The organism is Streptomyces sp. NP-1717, assembly GCF_022695985.1.
In the GTDB taxonomy this organism is placed as follows: domain Bacteria; phylum Actinomycetota; class Actinomycetes; order Streptomycetales; family Streptomycetaceae; genus Streptomyces.
The window spans coordinates 1-18,680 of sequence record NZ_JAAPBF010000030.1 but is presented as its reverse complement, the minus strand read 5'-3'; the positions used below and the strand labels follow the sequence as shown (position 1 = coordinate 18,680).

General features: G+C 72.3%; 17 protein-coding genes. 12 read left to right on the top strand and 5 right to left on the bottom strand.

Annotated elements, in window-relative coordinates; genetic code table 11:
* Positions 1–108: 108 nt before the first annotated feature.
* The 3 genes from GXP76_RS09550 (at position 109) to GXP76_RS09540 (ending at position 8,340) form a co-directional block, all read left to right on the top strand.
* Entirely contained in the window at positions 109–753 is a 645-nt protein-coding gene (locus tag GXP76_RS09550; protein ID WP_242571012.1) for a hypothetical protein, read from the top strand.
* A 123-nt stretch (positions 754–876) separates the two neighbouring features.
* Positions 877–2,910: an SPFH domain-containing protein gene (locus tag GXP76_RS09545; protein ID WP_242571011.1), complete on the top strand. Its 2,034-nt coding sequence runs from the start codon at positions 877–879 to the stop codon at positions 2,908–2,910.
* 438 nt (positions 2,911–3,348) lie between these two features.
* Positions 3,349–8,340 (top strand): DNA repair ATPase, encoded by a 4,992-nt coding sequence (locus GXP76_RS09540; RefSeq protein WP_242571010.1) that lies wholly within the window; start codon positions 3,349–3,351, stop codon positions 8,338–8,340.
* A gap of 32 nt (positions 8,341–8,372) precedes the next feature.
* On the opposite strand, the gene GXP76_RS09535 is transcribed toward GXP76_RS09540, so the two are convergent.
* Positions 8,373–8,951: a TIGR03086 family metal-binding protein gene (locus GXP76_RS09535; protein ID WP_242571009.1), complete on the bottom strand. Its 579-nt coding sequence runs from the start codon at positions 8,949–8,951 to the stop codon at positions 8,373–8,375.
* A 63-nt stretch (positions 8,952–9,014) separates the two neighbouring features.
* Here GXP76_RS09535 and GXP76_RS09530 point away from each other — a divergent pair, with 63 nt between their 5' ends.
* Positions 9,015–9,833: a helix-turn-helix domain-containing protein gene (locus tag GXP76_RS09530; protein WP_242571008.1), complete on the top strand. Its 819-nt coding sequence runs from the start codon at positions 9,015–9,017 to the stop codon at positions 9,831–9,833.
* On the opposite strand, the gene GXP76_RS09525 is transcribed toward GXP76_RS09530, so the two are convergent.
* Positions 9,827–10,468: a hypothetical protein gene (locus GXP76_RS09525; protein WP_242571007.1), complete on the bottom strand. Its 642-nt coding sequence runs from the start codon at positions 10,466–10,468 to the stop codon at positions 9,827–9,829. The genes GXP76_RS09530 and GXP76_RS09525 overlap by 7 nt on opposite strands.
* Positions 10,469–10,562: 94 nt before the next feature.
* On the opposite strand from GXP76_RS09525, the gene GXP76_RS09520 reads away from it, so the two are divergent.
* Together GXP76_RS09520 and GXP76_RS09515 are read left to right on the top strand one after the other, a co-directional pair.
* Complete coding sequence (locus GXP76_RS09520; protein ID WP_242571006.1) at positions 10,563–11,087, top strand: GNAT family N-acetyltransferase; 525 nt, start codon at positions 10,563–10,565, stop codon at positions 11,085–11,087.
* A gap of 69 nt (positions 11,088–11,156) precedes the next feature.
* Positions 11,157–11,891, top strand: a complete 735-nt coding sequence (locus GXP76_RS09515) for a Mut7-C ubiquitin/RNAse domain-containing protein (RefSeq protein ID WP_242571005.1) — start codon at positions 11,157–11,159, stop codon at positions 11,889–11,891.
* Between the two features lie 24 nt (positions 11,892–11,915).
* Here GXP76_RS09515 and GXP76_RS09510 read toward each other — a convergent pair whose 3' ends face one another.
* Positions 11,916–12,437 carry a hypothetical protein gene (locus GXP76_RS09510; RefSeq protein ID WP_242571004.1) on the bottom strand — a complete coding sequence of 174 codons (522 nt, stop codon included), beginning with the start codon at positions 12,435–12,437 and terminating at the stop codon, positions 11,916–11,918.
* Between the two features lie 113 nt (positions 12,438–12,550).
* On the opposite strand from GXP76_RS09510, the gene GXP76_RS09505 reads away from it, so the two are divergent.
* The 3 genes from GXP76_RS09505 (at position 12,551) to GXP76_RS09495 (ending at position 13,975) form a co-directional block, all read left to right on the top strand.
* A complete protein-coding gene (locus GXP76_RS09505; protein ID WP_242571003.1) occupies positions 12,551–12,886 on the top strand; it encodes a YnfA family protein in 336 nt (111 codons plus the stop codon).
* 64 nt (positions 12,887–12,950) lie between these two features.
* On the top strand, positions 12,951–13,727 hold the full coding sequence (locus GXP76_RS09500) for an SDR family NAD(P)-dependent oxidoreductase (protein WP_242571002.1): 777 nt from the start codon (positions 12,951–12,953) through the stop codon (positions 13,725–13,727).
* Positions 13,724–13,975, top strand: coding sequence for a hypothetical protein (locus GXP76_RS09495; protein WP_242571001.1), 252 nt, complete (start codon positions 13,724–13,726; stop codon positions 13,973–13,975). Before GXP76_RS09500 ends, GXP76_RS09495 begins: the two co-directional genes overlap by 4 nt.
* A gap of 21 nt (positions 13,976–13,996) precedes the next feature.
* Here the strand turns inward: GXP76_RS09495 and GXP76_RS09490 are convergent, their stop codons facing one another.
* A complete protein-coding gene (locus GXP76_RS09490) occupies positions 13,997–14,800 on the bottom strand; it encodes a pentapeptide repeat-containing protein (RefSeq protein ID WP_242571000.1) in 804 nt (267 codons plus the stop codon).
* 137 nt (positions 14,801–14,937) lie between these two features.
* Here GXP76_RS09490 and GXP76_RS09485 point away from each other — a divergent pair, with 137 nt between their 5' ends.
* A complete protein-coding gene (locus tag GXP76_RS09485; protein WP_242570999.1) occupies positions 14,938–15,495 on the top strand; it encodes a DinB family protein in 558 nt (185 codons plus the stop codon).
* A gap of 58 nt (positions 15,496–15,553) precedes the next feature.
* Here the strand turns inward: GXP76_RS09485 and GXP76_RS09480 are convergent, their stop codons facing one another.
* Positions 15,554–16,735: an RtcB family protein gene (locus tag GXP76_RS09480; protein ID WP_242570998.1), complete on the bottom strand. Its 1,182-nt coding sequence runs from the start codon at positions 16,733–16,735 to the stop codon at positions 15,554–15,556.
* Between the two features lie 265 nt (positions 16,736–17,000).
* Between GXP76_RS09480 and GXP76_RS09475 the strand changes: the two genes are divergently transcribed.
* On the top strand, positions 17,001–17,789 hold the full coding sequence (locus tag GXP76_RS09475; protein ID WP_242570997.1) for a DUF3558 domain-containing protein: 789 nt from the start codon (positions 17,001–17,003) through the stop codon (positions 17,787–17,789).
* 124 nt (positions 17,790–17,913) lie between these two features.
* Complete coding sequence (locus tag GXP76_RS09470; protein WP_242570996.1) at positions 17,914–18,660, top strand: DUF3558 domain-containing protein; 747 nt, start codon at positions 17,914–17,916, stop codon at positions 18,658–18,660.
* Positions 18,661–18,680: the final 20 nt, after the last annotated feature.

Here is an 18,680-nt window from a genome sequence, read left to right as displayed (position 1 = left end):
GAAAACGGGGGACGGATTCCGGTGCCGGAGTGCGCGCACTCGCACTCCGGCATCCGGAGCCGGTCCGGTCGGACACGGCGGCGGAGCGTCGGACGAGGGGGAACGAGAATGCGTGAATTCATCGACGCGGCACTCGGATTCCCTACTTTCCTCTTCACCGCCGCACTGATCGTGGTCATCGGATTCTGGCTGCTGGTGCTCACCGGCGTCGCCGAGACCGACAGCTTCGACTCGGACGTCGACCTCGACGCCGCCGGGATCGGCGGAGTGCCGGTCACCGTGGCCTTCTCCCTGCTGACGGCTCTCGCCTGGTTCAGCAGCCTCGCCGGGTCCGTGGCGCTGCACCGCTTCGGTGCCTTCGACACCTCGGGCCTCGTACGGGCGGCGCTGACGCTCACCGTCCTGGCCGGCGCGACACTGCTCGCCTGGTGGGCCACCCGGCTGCTCGTACGGCCACTCCACACGCTCTTCCCCGACGAACCCGGCCCGTCCCGGCTGGACTTCGTGGGACAGACCTGCACCATCCGCACGGGGCGGGTGGACGCCTGGTTCGGCCAGGCCGAGGTCGCCGCGCGGGACGGTTCCACCGCGGTCGTACAGGTCAGGCAGCACCGCGCGGACATGGCGAAGGCCGACGCGCCGCCCCTGGGCAACGGCAGCACGGGGCTGCTGTACGCCTACGACGACGCGGGCGAGTTCTTCTGGGTCGCGCCGTACGACACGGCGCTCGACCCGCGCGCCTCGGCCGCCTGACCGCCGCCGCGCCCTCCCCGGCCTCCTTCACCTCACCTTCCTTCACCTGCCCCACCTTCATCTGCTCTTCCTTCACCTGATCCTCGTCGGTCGGGCCCTCATGCCTCCACGCAAGGACTACTCATGGATGCCATCACCCTGGGCGTCGGCGTGCTCGTCGCCGTCGTCCTGCTCATCACAGTGACCCTGCTCCTGATCATCAGCCGGCTCTTCCGCAAGGTCGAACAGGGCAAGGCGCTGATCGTCTCGAAGATGCGGAAGGTCGATGTCACCTTCACCGGCCAGGTCGTCCTGCCGGTACTCCACAAGGCCGAGACGATGGACATCTCCGTCAAGGCCATCGACATCACCCGCACCGGGCGGGACGGACTGATCTGCCGCGACAACATCCGCGCCGACATCCGGATCTCGTTCTTCGTCCGGGTCAACAAGACCACCGAGGACGTCATCAAGGTCGCCCAGGCCATCGGCACCGCGCGGGCCAGCGACAAGGAGACGCTGCAGGAGCTGTTCAACGCCAAGTTCTCCGAGGCGCTGAAGACGGTCGGCAAGCAGCTCGACTTCACCGATCTCTACACCAAGCGGGACGAGTTCAGGGACCGCATCATCCAGGTCATCGGCACCGACCTCAACGGCTACAGCCTGGAGGACGCGGCGATCGACTACCTGGAGCAGACGCCCCTCGCGCAGCTCGACACCAACAACATCCTGGACGCCCAGGGCATCCGGAAGATCACCGAACTGACGGCCATCGAGCACGTACGCACCAACGAGTTCCGGCGCACCGAGGAGAAGGAGACGACCCGCCAGAACGTCGACGCCCGCGAGGCCATCCTGGAGCTGGAGCGCCGTCAGGCCGACGCCGAGATCAAGCAGAAGCGCGAGATCGACACCGTGCGGGCCCGTGAGGAGGCCGAGACGGCGCGGGTACGTGAGGAGGAGCGGCTGCGGGCGCAGAGCGCCTTCCTCAGTACGGAGGAGCAGCTCGGCGTCCAGCGCGAGAACCAGGCGCGCGAGGTCGCCGTCGCCGAGAAGAACCGCGAGCGGGTCATCGCCATCGAGACCGAGCGCATCGAGAAGGACCGTCTCCTTGAGGTCATCGCGCGCGAGCGGGAGACCGAACTGACCCGTATCTCGGCCGAGAAGGAGGTCGAGACGGAGCGCAGGGAGATCGCCGAGGTGATCCGCGAGCGGATCGCCGTGGACCGTACGGTCGCCGAGCAGGAGGAGTCCATCAAGCGGCTGCGTGCCGTGGAGTCCGCCGAGCGCGACCGTCAGGCGATCGTCATCGCGGCGGAGGCCGAGGCGCAGGAGAAGCTGGTCAAGGACATCAAGGGAGCCGAGGCGGCCGAGCAGGCGGCGGTCCACCGGGCCGCCGAGCAGATCACGCTCGCCGAGGCGCGGGTGAAGGCGGCGGATCTGGAGGCCCAGGCCAAGACGCGCCTCGCGGAGGGCATCCAGGCGGAGACGGCGGCCGTCGGGCTGGCGGCGGTGCAGGTACGGGAGAAGGAGGCCGACGCGGTCGAGAAGGCCGGCCTCGCGGAGGCCGGGGCGACGGAGGCGCGGCTGCGCGCCGAGGCGGCGGGGCTGACCGAGAAGGCGGCGGCGATGGCCGCGCTGGACGAGGCGTCGCGGGGCCACGAGGAGTACCGGCTGCGCCTGGAGGCGGACAAGGAGGTCCGGCTCGCGGGCCTGGAGACGCGGCGGCAGGTCGCCGAAGCGCAGGCCGCGGTGCTGGCGACGGGGCTGGAGAGCGCGGACATCAACATCGTCGGCGGGGACACCGTCTTCTTCGACCGGCTGGTCTCGTCGATCTCCTTCGGCAAGGGCCTGGACGGCTTCATGGAGCACTCGGACACCGCGCGGACGCTGGCGGGGCCGTGGCTGGACGGGTCGGCGAGCTTCACGGACGACCTGGCGAAGATGCTCGGCTCGGTGTCGACGGCCGACGTACGGAATCTGACCGTGTCGGCGCTGCTGACGAAACTGATGGCATCGGACGGCGGCACGGGGTCGCGCGGCGGCCAGCTGGGCGAACTGCTGGACAAGGCGAAGCAGCTGGGCCTCGCGGACATGCCGCTCACGGAGCTGAGCGGTACGGGCGGGGCCGCTGCCGACCCGGCGGCGAAGCTGAACGGCACGCTCAACAAGTCCTGACGCCCACGACCCGCCGGGCACGACGCCGATTCGGTCCGCCCGCGTTGGCGGGGCCCGTGACCGCGACGGAGCGGCCGAAGCCCTGGACAGGGCGGCGCACGAACCGGCCGCACGGCCGGCTTCGGACCCCGCCCCGAAGGGCGGAACACGGCCGCCACCGAACCGCCGAAGCCCGTCGGCGCGGCGCACGGATCGGCCGTACGAGGCCGACTCGGGCGGCGCGCCACCCGCAGGGGCGGCACGTGAGCACCACGGGCCGGCCGGAACGCGGACCAAGCGCCGACTCCGGCCCTGGCAGCGCGCCGCCCGCGCAGGGGCCGAAGCCCGTCCGACCGGCGCACGGGGCGCGGGCGGCGGGCCATGACCGGTCGGGGCCGCCGCCACGGGGGTGTGGCGGCCCCGGCTCCTTTTCGCAGAACCCGCAGGGAGTGACCACAGATGACGACGACGGCCAACGAGGCGGGCGCGCCCGCCGGCAACGGCACCGGCACCGGGACCCGGATCGACGCCGGTGCCTACGAGGTGCTGCGGGACCGGCTCGCCGCCCGGGGCGGCGAGCTCGCCCTCCGTACGGAAGCGCTCAACTCGCGCCGTACCGAGTCCTTCGGCTCCACCGAGCTGCGGCTCACCGGCACCGGACAGGTCCGGACGCCGCACGCGAGCGTGCCCCGCGACATCGTCGCGGTCGGCGACGCGCTGCTCTTCGGGCACGCCGTCGACACCACCACGGCCGGCCGGGGCCCCGAGATCGCGGTCGCCGACGTCTTCGCCCTCCACGACCGCGCGCTCGACCCGCTCCCCGAGGACGCGGTCCCCGGACTGCTCGACGACCCCGCCTTCGTAAGAGAGCTGGGCGCGCTGTTCCGCTACTACCGCGACGCCCGGCTGCTGCGCCTGCGCCATCTCGGCGGCAAGCTGCTGGCCGTCTTCCGTACCGGCGAGAAGGCCGACGACATCCGCGTACTGCGCTGGGCGCTGCGCACCGACGGCACCGCACAGTTCCTGGACGCGCGCGGCGACCGGGACCATGTCTTCCCGCCGTCGCACGACATGGAGTGGACGGCCGCCACCCGCGACGACCACGTACTCGGCCGTCACCCGCACATCCGCGTCGGCGGCGAGGCCTACGTCTCCACGGTGGGCGGCTCCCTCACCCTCAAGGCGGCGGACGACACGGAGACGGCCGAGGGCATCTACTCCGAGCCCGTCACCGAACCCCTCCAGTCCCTCGCCGACGCCGATGTCACCCACGCGCGCGTGGGCCCGCTGCTCCTGCTGCGCGTGCGTCCTTACAAGGAGGACGCGTGGCGGCATCTCGTCCTCAACACCCTCACCGGGAAGGTGACCCGTCTCGACGGCATCGGCCGTTCCTGCCGCCGTCTCCCCGAGGACCAGGGCATCGTCTTCCCGGGCGGCTGCTACCTGGCGGCCACCGACACCGCCAAAACCTTCGACACGGACACCGACGCCGGAGAGGGATCCGCCGGAGACCTGGAGTTCGAGCGGGCGGTGTCCTCGCCGAACGGGGAGGACGTGCTGTACGTCTTCCAGGACCGTGCCGAGGGCCGTGCTCTCCTCCTGCCGTACAACGTCATCCGTAAGGAGGCGGCGGCGCCGCTGACCGGCTCCGGGTACGCCGTCTTCGACGACGGCACCCTCATGACCCTGCGCGCCGCGACGGAGCCCGCGCGGGTGCATCCCCTCCAGCTCTGGCACTCGCCGTACGTCTCCGACACCTACGCCGCCGCCCGCCCCGCCGGCACCGGGCCCCTCGCCCGTGTCGGCAACGCCGATCTCGTGCGCGGCATCGCGGACTGTCTGTCGATCGCCCGCGCGGTCGCCGGGACGACGGCACCCACCGCGACGCCGACGACGGCCGCCTACGCCTCCCTCGTCACGGCCTGCGCCCGCGCCGCCGACCGTCACCACTGGCTGACCGACCCCGAACTGGACGCCCCGCACGAGCTGCTGGCCGAGATCAGGACCACCGCCGAGCAGGTGCTCGGCGAGTTCGAGACCGTTCGGACCCTGACCGAGCGGGCCGCCGAGGCGCTCACCGAGTCCGCCGCCAAGGTCACCGCGCTCGTGCGCCGCGTCCGCGGCGAGGCACCCCGCAGCGCGGCCGACTGGGTGGACCGGCTCACCGAACTCCGGCGCGCGCAGGGTCACTTGGTGACGCTGAAGGAGATGCGGTACGCGGACACCGACCGGATCGACTCCCTCGTCGCGGCGACCGAGGGCGACATCGAGGCCGCCGCGCGCCGCGCCGTCGCCTTCCTCGGACGCGAGGACGCCTTCACCGGCCACCACGCCGAGGTCGAGCGGCTGACGGCCGACGCCGCGGCCATCACCACGGTCGCCGAGGCCGCGCCCGTCGCCGACCGCCTGCGGGAGCACGCCGCCGGGCTGCGGAGCGTCACCGACGTCGTCACGGGACTCGACATCGGCGACACCGTCGTCCGCACCTCCGTCCTGGAGCGCGTCGCGGAGGTGCTCGGCGGCGTCAACCGCGCCCGCGCCACGCTCGAAGCGCGCCGCTCCGAACTCCTCGACCACGAGGGCCGCGCCGAATTCGCCGCCGAGTTCTCCCTGCTGGGGCAGGCGGTGACCGGCGCGCTCGCCGCCGCCGACACCCCGGAGAGCTGCGACGAGCAACTGGCCGCGCTGCTGCTTCAGTTGGAGGACCTGGAGTCCCGGTTCGTCGAGTACGAGGGTTTCCTCGCCGAGCTGGAGGCCAAGCGCACCGAGGTCTACGAGGCGTTCGCCGCCCGCAGGCAGAGCCTTCAGGACGCCCGCGCCCGGCGCGCCGAGCGGCTGGCCGACTCGGCCGTGCGCGTACTCGGCTCGATCACCCGCAGGCTCTCCTCGCTCGCCGACACCGACGCCGTCAACACCTACTTCGCGTCCGACCCGATGGTCGCCAAGGTCCGCCGCACGGCCGGCGAGCTGCGGGAGCTGGGCGACCGGGTGCGGGCGGAGGAGCTGGACGGCCGGCTCACCTCGGCCCGCCAGGAGGCGGCGCGCGCCCTGCGCGACCGCACCGACCTGTACGCGGACGGCGGCGCCACGATCCGGCTCGGCCGCCACACCTTCGCGGTCAACACCCGCACGCCGGAGCTGACCCTCGTCCCGCACGGCGACCGCACGGCGCTCGCGCTCACCGGCACGGACTACCGCGCCCCCGTCACGGACCCGGCGTTCGAGGCCACCCGCCCGTACTGGAACCAACTGCTGCCCTCCGAGTCCCCCGAGGTCTACCGCGCCGAGCATCTGGCCGCCCGTCTGCTGGCCGAACACGGCGCGGCCGGGCTCCGGGACGCCGACGACCTCCCGGCGCTCGTCCGCGCGGCGGCGGAGGCCGCGTACGACGAGGGGCACCAGCGCGGCGTCCACGACCAGGACGCGACGGCGGTCCTCACCGCGCTGCTGCGTCTGCACGACGAGGCGGGTCTGCTGCGCCACCCGCCCGCGGCCCGCGCGGCGGCGCAACTGTTCTGGGCGCACGGCGTGACGGACCGGGCGAGGGAGGACTGGACCCGCCGGGCGGTGTCGCTGGCGCGCGTGCGCGAGACGTTCGGGCCCGCTGTCGGGATCGACGCCTTCCGTACGGAGGTGGCGTCGGCGGTACGGGACTTCGGCGCGCACTGCGCCGACACGGCTGTCGAACCCCGCCACGTGGCCGACTACCTCTTCGAGGAGCTGACGAGCGGCCCGCCCGGTTTCGTCACCGGCGCGGCTGCCCGCGCGCTGCTCGACGGCTTCCACCGCTCCCCCGGCGGCCCCGCCCTCACCGAGGACCTGAAGCAGGCGCGGGACGACGGCCTCGCCGCCCGGCGCCAGCTCGTGGAGGCGTGGCTCACCTCCTACAGCGCCTCGTGCGGCCCCGCGTCCGGCGAGCCGGCCGACGCGGGCGACCTGGCCGAGGCGGTCGCCGTCGCGCTCTGCCCGGAGCTCGACCGGTACGCCTCCACGGCGGACCTCACCACCGAGGTCGACGGTCTGCTCGGCAGCCATCCGCGCGTCACCGGCCGCCGGATGACCGTACGGATCGACGAACTCCTCTTCAGGACGCGGAACTTCCGCGAGCACACCGTGCCCGGTTTCCGCGCCTACCAGCGGCAGCGCACCGCCCTGGTGACCACCGAACGGGCCCGGCTGCGGCTGGACGAGTTCCGTCCCCGCGTCATGTCCTCCTTCGTACGGAACCGGCTCATCGACGAGGTCTATCTGCCGCTCATCGGCGACAACCTCGCCAAGCAGCTCGGCACCTCCGACGACAGCAGGCGCACCGACACCAACGGCCTGCTGCTGCTCGTCTCACCGCCCGGCTACGGCAAGACGACGCTCATGGAGTACGTCGCCGACCGGCTCGGCCTGCTCCTGGTGAAGGTCGACGGTCCCGCGCTCGGCCACTCGGTCACCTCGCTCGACCCGGCCGAGGCGCCGAACGCCACCGCGCGCCAGGAGGTCGAGAAGATCAACTTCGCGCTGGCCGCGGGCAGCAACACCCTTCTGTACCTGGACGACATCCAGCACACGTCACCGGAGCTGCTCCAGAAGTTCATCGCGCTGTGCGACGCGCAACGCCGCATCGAGGGCGTGTGGGAGGGCGAGGCGCGCACGTACGACCTGCGGGGCAAGCGGTTCGCGGTCTGCATGGCCGGCAATCCGTACACCGGCACCGGCGGGCGCTTCCGGGTCCCCGACATGCTCGCGAACCGCGCGGACGTGTGGAACCTCGGCGACGTGCTGACCGGCAAGGAGGACGCGTTCGCGCTGAGCTTCGTGGAGAACGCGCTCACCTCCAACCCGGTGCTCGCGCCCCTCGCGGGCCGCGACCGGCGCGATCTCGACGTGCTGGTGCGCCTCGCGGACGGCGCCCCCGGCGCCACGCCGGAGGCCCTCGTCCACCCGTACGCCCCCGCCGAGCTGGACCGTGTCCTGGCCGTACTGCGGCATCTGCTGACCGCCCGGCGCACGGTCCTCGCGGTGAACGAGGCGTACATCGCGTCGGCGGCGCGGACGGACGAGTCGCGCACCGCACCGCCGTTCCAGCTCCAGGGCTCGTACCGCAACATGAACAAGATCGCGGCACGGATCGACCCGGTGATGAACGACGCCGAGCTGTCGGCCGTCATCGACGACCACTACGCGGGCGAGGCCCAGACCCTCACCACGGGCGCGGAGGCGAATCTGCTGCGGCTGGCCGAGCTGCGGTCGTCGCTGACATCCGAACAGGCCGCCCGCTGGGCGGAGATCAAGGCGGCCTACGTACGGAGGCAGGCACTCGGCGGCCCGGAGGGCGACCCCGTGACACGGGCGGTCGCGGCACTCGGCCTGCTGGCGGACCGCGTGGCGGCGGTGGAGTCGGCGATCACCCGGGCCCGCCCGTCAGGCCCCTCAGGCCCGTCAGAGCCGTCCGACGGCTGAGCGCAGGCGTGGCTCAGGAGGCCGAGCGCGGCTCACCCGCCGGCCGGCGGCCGCCACCCCGGGTCACGCCCGGTCTCGGCCAGCAGGGACTCGAACGGCGTGACGTCCCCGTTCACCGGGAACGGCTCGCCGAAGACGTTCATCGACCGGGCCGTCGGTGCCAGCGCGGCGAACTCGACGCCCAGCATCCTTACGACGGCGGCGTCCGGCTCGTACGGCTGCCCGGTCGCGCGCGCCAGATCCCAGGAGTGCACGGTCAGATCGCCGAGCGCCATCGCGCCGACGGTCCGCGCGGGCATGTTCATGGCCCCGGTGACACCGTCCTCCGCGCCCGGCGCGGCCCACGCCTCGATCAGCCCGCCGATCTCGGCGGCGAACCGCTCGCGCCGGTCGTCCGCCAGTCGCTCGGGCGGCGAGCCGAAGTCCGAGTCGCCCTTGCCAGCGAGCACCTGGAAGTTGGTGATCACCTGGAAGAGGTGGTCGAGCAGGCCGTGCACGTCGTACTCGGCGCAGGGGGTGGGCAGGGTGAGCTGGTCGTCGCGCACACCGCGCAGCACCGGCAGGGCGTCGGACGCGGCCGCTTCGAGGAGGGTGCTGATCTTGTCGTCCATGGCACCCAAGCTAGGGTCGTCGCCCCTCCCGCGTATTGAACAAACGCGACATAGGATCCCGCCATGACAGCAGCTCCGCGGCGCGACACCCGCGGCATCGTCGACGCCCCCGGGCTCTTCGCGCGGGCCGATTTCCGCCGCCGCCTGCCGGCGCCGGAGCTGCGCCGTTACGTGGAGCTGTACTGGCTGATCGACTGGGATCTGTCGGAGCCGTACGCCTCCCACGTCGTCCCGCACCCTTCGGTGAACGTCGTCTTCCAGCGGTTCGGCGCGGCCCCGCCCTGGGGCGAGGTCGCGGGGATCGGGCTCGAACTGTTCACACAGAAGCTGGAGGGACGCGGCCGGGTGTGCGGGGTGAAGTTCCGCGCCGGCGGCTTCCGGCCGTTCGCGCCCGCGTGGCCGGTGTCCGAGTGGTCAGGGCGGCGGGTGCCGATCGCCGAGGTGCTGCCCGCGGACGGCGCGGACGTCGGCGCGGTCCTGGACCCGGCCGCCGAGGACGCGCGGGTCGCCGCGCTCGACGCGTACCTGCTGGGTCTGGGCGCGCGCCCGGATCCGCAGGCCGACGAGGCGATGAGGGTGGTCGGGCTGGTCGGCGAGGACCGTACGATCCGGCGGGCGGCGCAGCTCGCGGCGGCGGCCGGACTGTCGGTGCGTTCGCTGCAACGGCTGTTCGCCACCTATGTGGGAGTCGGGCCGAAGTGGGTCATCCTCCGCCACCGCATCCACGACGCGCTGGAGCGCGCCGAGGCGCACGAAGGGGTCGACTGGGCGGCGCTGGCGGCCGAGCTGGGCTACAGCGACCAGGCGCATCTGGTGCGGGACTTCACGGCGACGGTGGGCGTGCCGCCGACGGCGTACGCGCACGCGCACTCTCTTCAGTAGCTCTCGGTCACGGCGACGACGCCCAGGCCGTGGGCGGCGGCGTACCGGAGCACCCGCAGCGGCCCCGCCAGCAGCCCGGCGGCGTCGAACTCCCCCTCCGGCGCGTCCGTCATCGCGTACGCCCAGGAGTCGATACGGGCGATCACCTCCCGCCGCCGGGGTCCCGTCAGGGCCAGTACGGACTCGGCTCCGGGGAGGACGGCCCGCGCCTCGTCGGCGGTGAGCAGGAAGTCCCCGAACCATCCCGGCAGTCGGGAGGACGCCTCGGCGCCGAGACCGTGGTGGAGCGCGGTGGCGGGCTCGCCCTTGCGTACAGCCACGGCGAACAGCGCGTCCGGATCGCCCCCGTCGGCGGCGGCGCGGTGGAGGAGGCCGGTCGCCGCGTCCTTCATGGCGACCACGGCGGGGGCGGAGGGGCCGCCGCCGCTCGCGAATGCGGCGAAGCGGTGGGCGGCGGCGGTCGGTTCGGGGGTGAAGTACGGTTCGCGGTCGCCGCCGCCCAGCCACCAGCCCAGGTCCTCGGCGCAGCCGTCCGGGACGGTCCAGGTCTCGTCGAGATGCGCGAACCGCCGGGGCAGCGCGGCGACCTCGGCGTCGGGCACGGCGCCGACCGACCAGACACCCGTGTAGCTCACGCGACCGCGCCTCCCCGCTCCGTTGTCATGGCCTCGCTGTCACTGCCTCGCTGTCAGGGCCTCGTTGTCAGTGCCCCGCTCTACTGTCGGTCACATGGAGATGAAAGCACCCCTGGTGCGGCTGGAGCCATGGTCGGAGGGGGACCTCGGCCTGCTGCGCGCCGCCAACGCGCCGGAGCTGATGGAGCATCTCGGCGGCCCCGAGACCGAGGACCAGCTGCTCGTCAGGCACCACCGGTACGTCGCCCTGAGCGCCGACCGCACCGGCAAGGGCCGGATGTTCCGGATCGTGCTGCTGCCGGACGCCGTTCCGGTGGGGAACACCGGCTTCTGGGAGACCACCTGGCAGGGCCAGGGCGTGTACGAGACGGGCTGGGCCGTGCTCGGGGAGTTCCAGGGACGCGGGCTCGCCGTGGCGGCGACGAAGGCGGTCGTGGAGCGGGCACGGGCGGAGCGCGGGCACCGCTATCTGATGGCGTACCCGTCGGTGGGCAACGGGGCGTCGAACGCGGTGTGCCGCAAGGCGGGCTTCGAACTGCTCGGGGAGGGCGAGTTCGAGTATCCGGCCGGGCGTCCGATGCGGTGCAACGAGTGGCGGCTGGATCTGGAGGCGACCTGACACGGGTGGCGGGCCGTAGCGGCGCGGAAAGCCCTGGCCCGCCTCGCGGCCCGGTGACATGCTGACGACGTGAACGGACCGCAGATCCACCTCACCTTCGCCTCTGAGCTGCACGTCTTCGTCCCGGCCGGGCGGCGCGGCGGGCGTACGGCCGTGGTCACGGACGGCTCGTCCACGCTCGGCCATGTCGTCGAGTCCCTCGGCGTCCCGCTCACCGAGGCCGGTCAACTCCTGGTCGACGGACGCCCGGTGGCCACGTCGCACATCCCGTCGGCGGGCGAGTCGGTGGAGGTGCGCGCGGTGGCTCGGCCGCAGCGCGTACCGGGCGCGCCGCTGCGCTTCCTGCTCGACGTCCACCTCGGCACGCTCGCGCGCCGCCTGCGGCTGCTGGGCGTCGACGCGGCGTACGAGAGCGAGGACATCGGCGATCCGGCGCTGGCCGCGCTCTCGGCGAAGGAGCGGCGGGTCATGCTCTCCCGCGACCGGGGTCTGCTGCGGCGCCGGGAGATCTGGGCGGGGGCGTACATCTACAGCGACCGCACGGACGACCAGCTCAGGGACGTTCTGGGGCGGTTCGCGCCCGTGCTCGCCCCGTGGACCCGCTGCACGGCGTGCAACGGCCCGCTCGGATCGGCCGACAAGGACTCGGTCCAGGGCCGGCTGGAGCAGGGCACGCAGCGCACGTACGACGTGTTCGCGCAGTGCACGGCCTGCGGCAGGGTCTACTGGCGCGGCGCGCACCACGCGCGGCTGGCGGCGATCGTCGACGAGGCGCTGCGGGAATTCGGCGGCGCGGCGGCGTAGTCGCCGGGGCCGCCGCGCCGTGCGTCAGTAGATGTACAGATCGCCGGTGGCGGGGACGAGCACATGGTGCTTGTCGTTGTCCGGGTTGCGGTCCTCGGCGCCGCCGTTCCACACGGTGGCGATGTCCACGGACAGCTCGGCGGGATCGCCGGCCGTCCGCAGGTCGAGCAGGAACTCGCTGTCCCGCCCGTCGGCCCGCAACGCGTCCGCCTGGCAGTACACGACCCGGTCCCCGCCCCACAGGCAGCCGGCGGGCAGCTTCTGCCCGGCGGCCAGGGGTTCGGAGAAGACGAGCCCGGCCGTGGCGCCGGCCAGGTCCGATGGGCCGTGGTTGCCGGTCGACAGCCGTACGGTGAGCCGGCCGCCCCACAGGGAGACATGGCCGTGGTGCGCGACGTCGGCCTCGACCGGGCCCCGTTCGGGACCCTGGCCAACGGCCCCCACCCCACCCTCACCCGCGCCGGGGGCCTCCACACCCGATCCCGAACCCGCGCCCATCACCACGGCCATGGCCGCGGCGAACACCACCGTCATCGCTCTGTGCATTACACGCATAATCGGAAGATACGCCCATAACCTTCCGACTCTGACCAGCCGTCAGCGTGTCGAGCCGCCATCCGCCCTGATGGCGGCTTCCGCCCTCGTGACAGGCTGAGCCCATGGTCGTAGCCCGCTCCGTCGCCCTCTTCGCCGTCGCCGCCCTCTTCGAGATCGGCGGCGCCTGGCTCGTCTGGCAGGGCGTACGCGAACACAAGGGCTGGATCTGGATCGGCGCCGGAGTCATCGCGCTCGGCCTGTACGGCTTCGTCGCCACCCTCCAGCCCGACGCCGAGTTCGGCCGCATCCTCGCCGCGTACGGCGGCGTGTTCGTCGCCGGTTCCATCGCCTGGGGCGTCGTCGCCGACGGCTACCGTCCCGACCGCTACGACATCATCGGCGCGCTCATCTGCCTCCTCGGCATGGCCGTGCTGATGTACGCCCCGCGCGACCACTGAGCCGCACCGCCTGCCTATCCTGGCCGGGAGTCGATCAGCCGCCCACACGCGCGAGGAGCACGCCATGACCGTCGCCGGTATCCCCACCGCCGTCGTCACCGGAGCCAGCAGCGGCATCGGAGCCGCCACCGCTCGCCAACTCGCCGCCGCCGGCTGTCACGTCGTCGTGACCGCCCGCCGCAAGGACCGCATCGAGGCGCTGGCCGCCGAGATCAACGCGGCCGGGCACTCGGCCACCGCCCACGTCCTCGACGTCACCGACCGCGCCGCCGTCGACGCCTTCGCCGCCGAACTCGGCCGCCTCCCCTCCGTCGACGTACTGGTCGCCAACGCGGGCGGCGCCCTCGGCGCCGACCCCGTCGCCAGCGGCGACCCGGACGACTGGCGCCGGATGTTCGAGACGAACGTCATCGGCACCCTCCACACCACCCAGGCCCTGCTCCCCGCCCTCACCGCGAGCGGCAACGGCACGGTGGTGATCCTCTCCTCGACCGCCGGCTTCGCCACGTACGAGGGCGGCGGCGGCTACGTCGCGGCCAAGCACGCCGAGCACGTCCTGGCCGAGACCCTCCGCCTGGAGATCGTGGGCACACCCGTCCGCGTGATCGAGGTGGCACCCGGCATGGTCAAGACGGAGGAGTTCGCCTCCACCCGCTTCCGCGGGGACACCGAGCGGGCGGAGAAGGTGTACGAGGGGGTCGCGGAGCCGCTCAGCGCGGAGGACGTGGCCGACACCATCACCTGGGCGGTCACCCGTCCCCACCACGTGAACATCGACCTCCTGGTGGTACGCCCCCGGGCACAGGCGTCCAACACCAAGGTGCACCGGGAACTGGGATGACCGACGACGTCCGCGGTCCCGGCGAAGGCCACGGCCCCGAGGACGCCCGCCGGGACGCCGCCACCCGCCGCGCGAGCGCCGCGCTGGAGACGTACACGCTCTCCGGCGACGGCTGGCGCCGCAGCCCCGGCGAGACGCTCGCCCGCGTCCTGGCGGACCTGATGCACTGGTCCGACGACACCCGGCGCGACTTCACCGACGCGCTGTCACGGGCGCACGACCTGCACGCGGCGGAACGGCGCGGCTGACCCCGTCACCGCACTCCCCGCTCACCAGTGGGAGGGGCGCGCCAGCGAGGCCGGGAGCACGGTCGCGGCGTCGCCCCTCGCCGCGTCGAGCTGCGCCTGCGTGAGGAACAGGGCGCCGGTCAGATCGGCGCCCCGCAGGTCCGCGTCCCGGAAGTCGGCCCCGATCAGATCGGCCGACCGCAGGTCCGCGCCGCGCAGATCGGCGGCGACCAGCAGCGCGCCCCGCAGATTCGCGCCCCGCAGGTCGGCGCCCCTGAGCCCGGCGCCCATCAGATCGGCGCCCCTGCGCTCCTTCCGCTTTCCCCCGGCCCCGGCGCGGACGGCCTCGCTGGTGCGCAGCAGCAGCTCGTTGACGCCCGCCCGGTGGCCGGCGACGTCCAGCTCGACCAGGGTCTCGGGGTCGCTCGCGGTCAGCCGCTCGGTCGCGTCGAGCGCGGCCCGCAGATCCTCGCGCAGCCCGGGAGCGGGCGCCATCGCCAGGGCGTCGGTCAGATACCGCAGCAGCTCGTGCAGCTGCCGCATCACGGGAAACACGGCGAACATCCGCCGCGCCGTCGCCGGGTCCTCGCGCCAGTCCCGCCCGCCGAAGGTGACCTGCGAGACCTGCTGGCCGGCGCCGAAGCAGTCGTACACCGTGCAGCCCCGGAAGCCCTTCTCCCGCAGCCGCGTATGGATGCCGCAGCGCGAGTCGCTCCGCAGGTTCGCGCACGGCTGCCCGGCCTTCTTGTCGACGGCGAAGTCCGTCGACGCGGCGAAGGGCAGCGCGACGCAGCAAAGCCCGAAGCAGTTCCCGCAGTCGGCGAGCAGGTTGGATCGATCGGTCACGAAGGCGGTTCTCCCGGCTCTGTCGGTGGCCGGGCTGTCGGTGGCCCGGCTCCGCCGCCAGTGAACACCAGGACGGGGGTCCGGCGGCAACAACAAATCGTTTGCCCGTCCCCGCCCCCGGTGGAACGCTCGCCGCCATGACCACGACTGTCCCCCGCGTCGACCTGCTGGTCCGCCAACTCGACATGGCCTGGGCGCTGTTCGAGTACTACCTCAAGGACCTGGACGACCGCGCCTGCCTCTGGGAACCGTCCCCCGACTGCTGGACGGTCCGCCCGGACGCCGAGGGCGACTGGGTCGCCGACTGGCAGGTCCCCGAGCCCGATCCGGTCCCCAGCACCTCGATCGGCTGGCTGACCTGGCACATCGGCTACTGGTGGACGACCACCCTCACCCACTGCTTCGGCCCGGGAGCCCCGCCCCGCGAGTCCATCCACTGGCCGGGCACCACGGACGCCACGATCGCCTGGCTGAACTCCCTGAAGGACTCCTGGCGCACGGAACTGCTCAAGCTCACCGACGCGGACCTCGACTCGAAGTCCCGCACGGCGGGCCTGCCCTGGGGCGAGGGAGTGGAGCTGGTCCACGTGGCGAGCTGGCTCAACTTCGAACTGACGAAGAACGTGGCGGAGATCGGCCTGGTCCACCGCGCCTACCGGTCCTCGACCCGTCCCGCCCACCCGCACAAGCCGTGACACGCATGCGGGGGCGCCGCCGTGCGCGGCGCCCCCGCATCCCCCCGTACAGCCACGGTCAGCCCTTCACGCACACCACCTGCTTGAGCTTCGCCACCACCTCGACCAGGTCCCTCTGCTGGTCGATGACCTTCTCGATCGGCTTGTACGCGCCCGGGATCTCGTCCACGACGCCGGAGTCCTTACGGCACTCCACGCCCCGCGTCTGGTCCTCCAGGTCCCGCACCGAGAACTTCCGGCGGGCGGCGTTGCGGCTCATCTTGCGGCCGGCGCCGTGGGAGGCCGAGTTGAAGGACGCCTTGTTGCCGAGGCCCTTCACGATGTACGAGCCCGTGCCCATCGAGCCGGGGATGATCCCGTAGTCACCGCTCCCGGCGCGGATCGCGCCCTTCCGGGTGACCAGCAGGTCCATGCCGTCGTAGCGCTCCTCGGAGACGTAGTTGTGGTGGCAGGAGATGACGGGATCGAAGGTGACCTTCGCCTTCTTGAACTCCTTGCGGACGACGTTCTTGAAGAGGTCCATCATCACGGCGCGGTTGTAGCTCGCGTACTCCTGCGCCCAGAACAGGTCGTTGCGGTACGCCCGCATCTCCGGGGTGTCCGTGACGAAGACCGCGAGGTCGCGGTCGATCAGGTCCTGGTTGTGCGGAAGGCCCTGTGCCACGCCGATGTGGAAGTCCGCCAGCTCGTTGCCGATGTTCCGGGAGCCGGAGTGCAGCATCAGCCAGACAGATCCTGTCGAATCGATACAGAACTCGACAAAGTGATTTCCCCCGCCGAGCGTTCCCATCTGCCTCACGGCCCGCTGCTGACGGAACTTGACCGCTTCGGCGATCCCGTCGAACCGCGCCCAGAAGTCGTCCCAGCCGGCGCCGACCGAGTCGGGCTCCATCAGGTCGTCATGCATCCCCCGGCCCACCGGGATCGCCTGCTCGATCCTGGACCGCAGCCGCGACAGATCGCCCGGCAGGTCGTTCGACGTCAGGGACGTCTTGACCGCCGACATGCCGCAGCCGATGTCCACACCCACCGCGGCCGGGCAGACCGCGCCCTGCATGGCGATGACCGAGCCGACCGTCGCGCCCTTGCCGAAGTGGACGTCCGGCATGACCGCGAGGCCCTTGATCCAGGGCAGCGTCGCCACGTTCCGCAGCTGCTGCATCGCCACGTCCTCGACGGACGCGGGGTCCGTCCACATACGAATGGGGACGTTCTCGCCCGGCACTTCCACGTACGACATAGTTCCTCGATTCCCCCGAAAGTCTTCCCGAAAGTCTGATACAGCAAAAACCGGAACCAGGAACGCCAAATCAGACAGCGAACCGGCATCCACGGCAATGCGTGAGGTACACATTGTCTCCACCGCACGCCATGCGGCGGCAAACGCTTTTCGCGTGAACACGCCAGTTGTGCCGTACGTGGAACCAGCGCGGCACCTGCGTAGTTCTCATCAGTACGACCGTTTAGAACTCATGTCCACATCGCGTAGAAAGGAGCCCGGGACCGTGCAGCGAAAGGCGTACGTACCCGGCCTGGCGGCGCTGCTCGTGACTCTCGTCGCGGGTTGTACTTCCGGCACCGGTGGCGACGGCTCCGACATCGACGCCAAGGCCGGTGTCCCGACCACGACCACCGCGCCCCCGGGCAAGTACCGGACCCTGCGCGAGCCGTGCGGTTCCGTGGAGCCGGCCACGCTGCGGGATCTGCTGCCGGGTGTCGCCCAGCTCCCCGAGGAGCAGCGGGAGAAGGCGTACAAGGGCACGGCGGCCGTGACGTACGACACCGACCGCCGCGTCGGGTGCGCGTGGGCGGCCGACTCCCCGGACGCCTCGCACAACCTGGTGATCGACGTCGAGCGCGTCGTGTCCTACGACCCCGCGGTGAGCGACGCCGACAAGGCGCAGGAGGTCTACGCGAAGAAGGAGGACGGCGCCGCCCTGCCGCCTCCCGCCGCGGCCGGGAGCGAGGACGCCGCCGCCGACGGTGACGACGCGGACCCGTCCGGTTCGCCCTCCCCCGGCAAGACCCCCAACGCCGCGACGACGCCTCCCGGCCTCCAGCCCCGCCTGCTGGACGATCTCGGTGACGCGGCCTTCGTGGACGACGTGTACGCCGCGTCCGGTTCGGCCGCCAAGCGCCGTACGGTCAGCGTGGTCTTTCGCACATCGAACGTGGTCGTGACGGTGCGGTACGCGGAGCAGCCGGCCCACTCCACGACGGTCCCCGACAGCAAGGAACTGCAGGAAAAGGCCCGGGGACTGGCCCGGAAGCTGGCCGACCAGCTCAACGAGTAGGGGGTCCGGGGCCGCGTCCGGGCCGGGCGTCCGCCCGGGACCGAGTCTGCCGCCCGGGCCCGGATCGACGCCCCGGGCGGTTACCGTGGCCGATCGGACCGTACGACTACCGAGTGAAGGAACCATGCAGCGATCAGCCCCGCGACCCAGCCGCTCCCGCACCCGCACCCGTCTGCGCATGCTCGCCTGCGCGGCCGTCCCGGTGATGATCGTCGCCGCGGGCTGCTCCTCCGACTCCGGATCGGACTCCGGCTCGGACTCGGGCAGCGGTAAGGACAAGCCTGCCGCCTCGGCGTCCAAGGAGGCGGCGAAGGTCGCTCCCGCGAAGTTCACGTCCCTGCCCGCCGACCCCTGCAAGTCGATCGCCGCGAAGACGACGGCGGACCTGGTTCCCAAGGCTAAGGACAAGTCGGGCTCGGCGGGCAAGTCCTCGGACATAACGACGCGCGGAAGCTGCTCGTGGAACGGCCTGGACGACAACGGCGTCAAGGGCTCGCAGTACCGCTGGCTGGACATCTCCTTCATGCGGTACGACTCCGACGAAGGCATCGGCTCGGGCCAGGACCGGGCAGCCGAGTACTACAAGAAGGAAGTCGCCAAGGCGCGCGCCACCGAGGGCGCGAAGGGCACGAAGGCGACCCCGGCGGCGGGCGTCGGCACGGAGGCGACGGCGGTCACCTACAGCCTGTCGAAGACGGGCGAGACGTTCGGCTACGCGACGGTCGTGGCACGTTCGGAGAACGTGGTCATCACGCTCACGTACAACGGCGCCGGTTACGCGGGCGCGAAGTCCCCGGCGGCGTCGGACCTGGTGAAGGGTGCGACGAAGGCGACGAAGGAAGCGGTGGCGGCCGTTCCGGCGGCGAAGTAGCCGGCGCCCGGGGCGCCCCG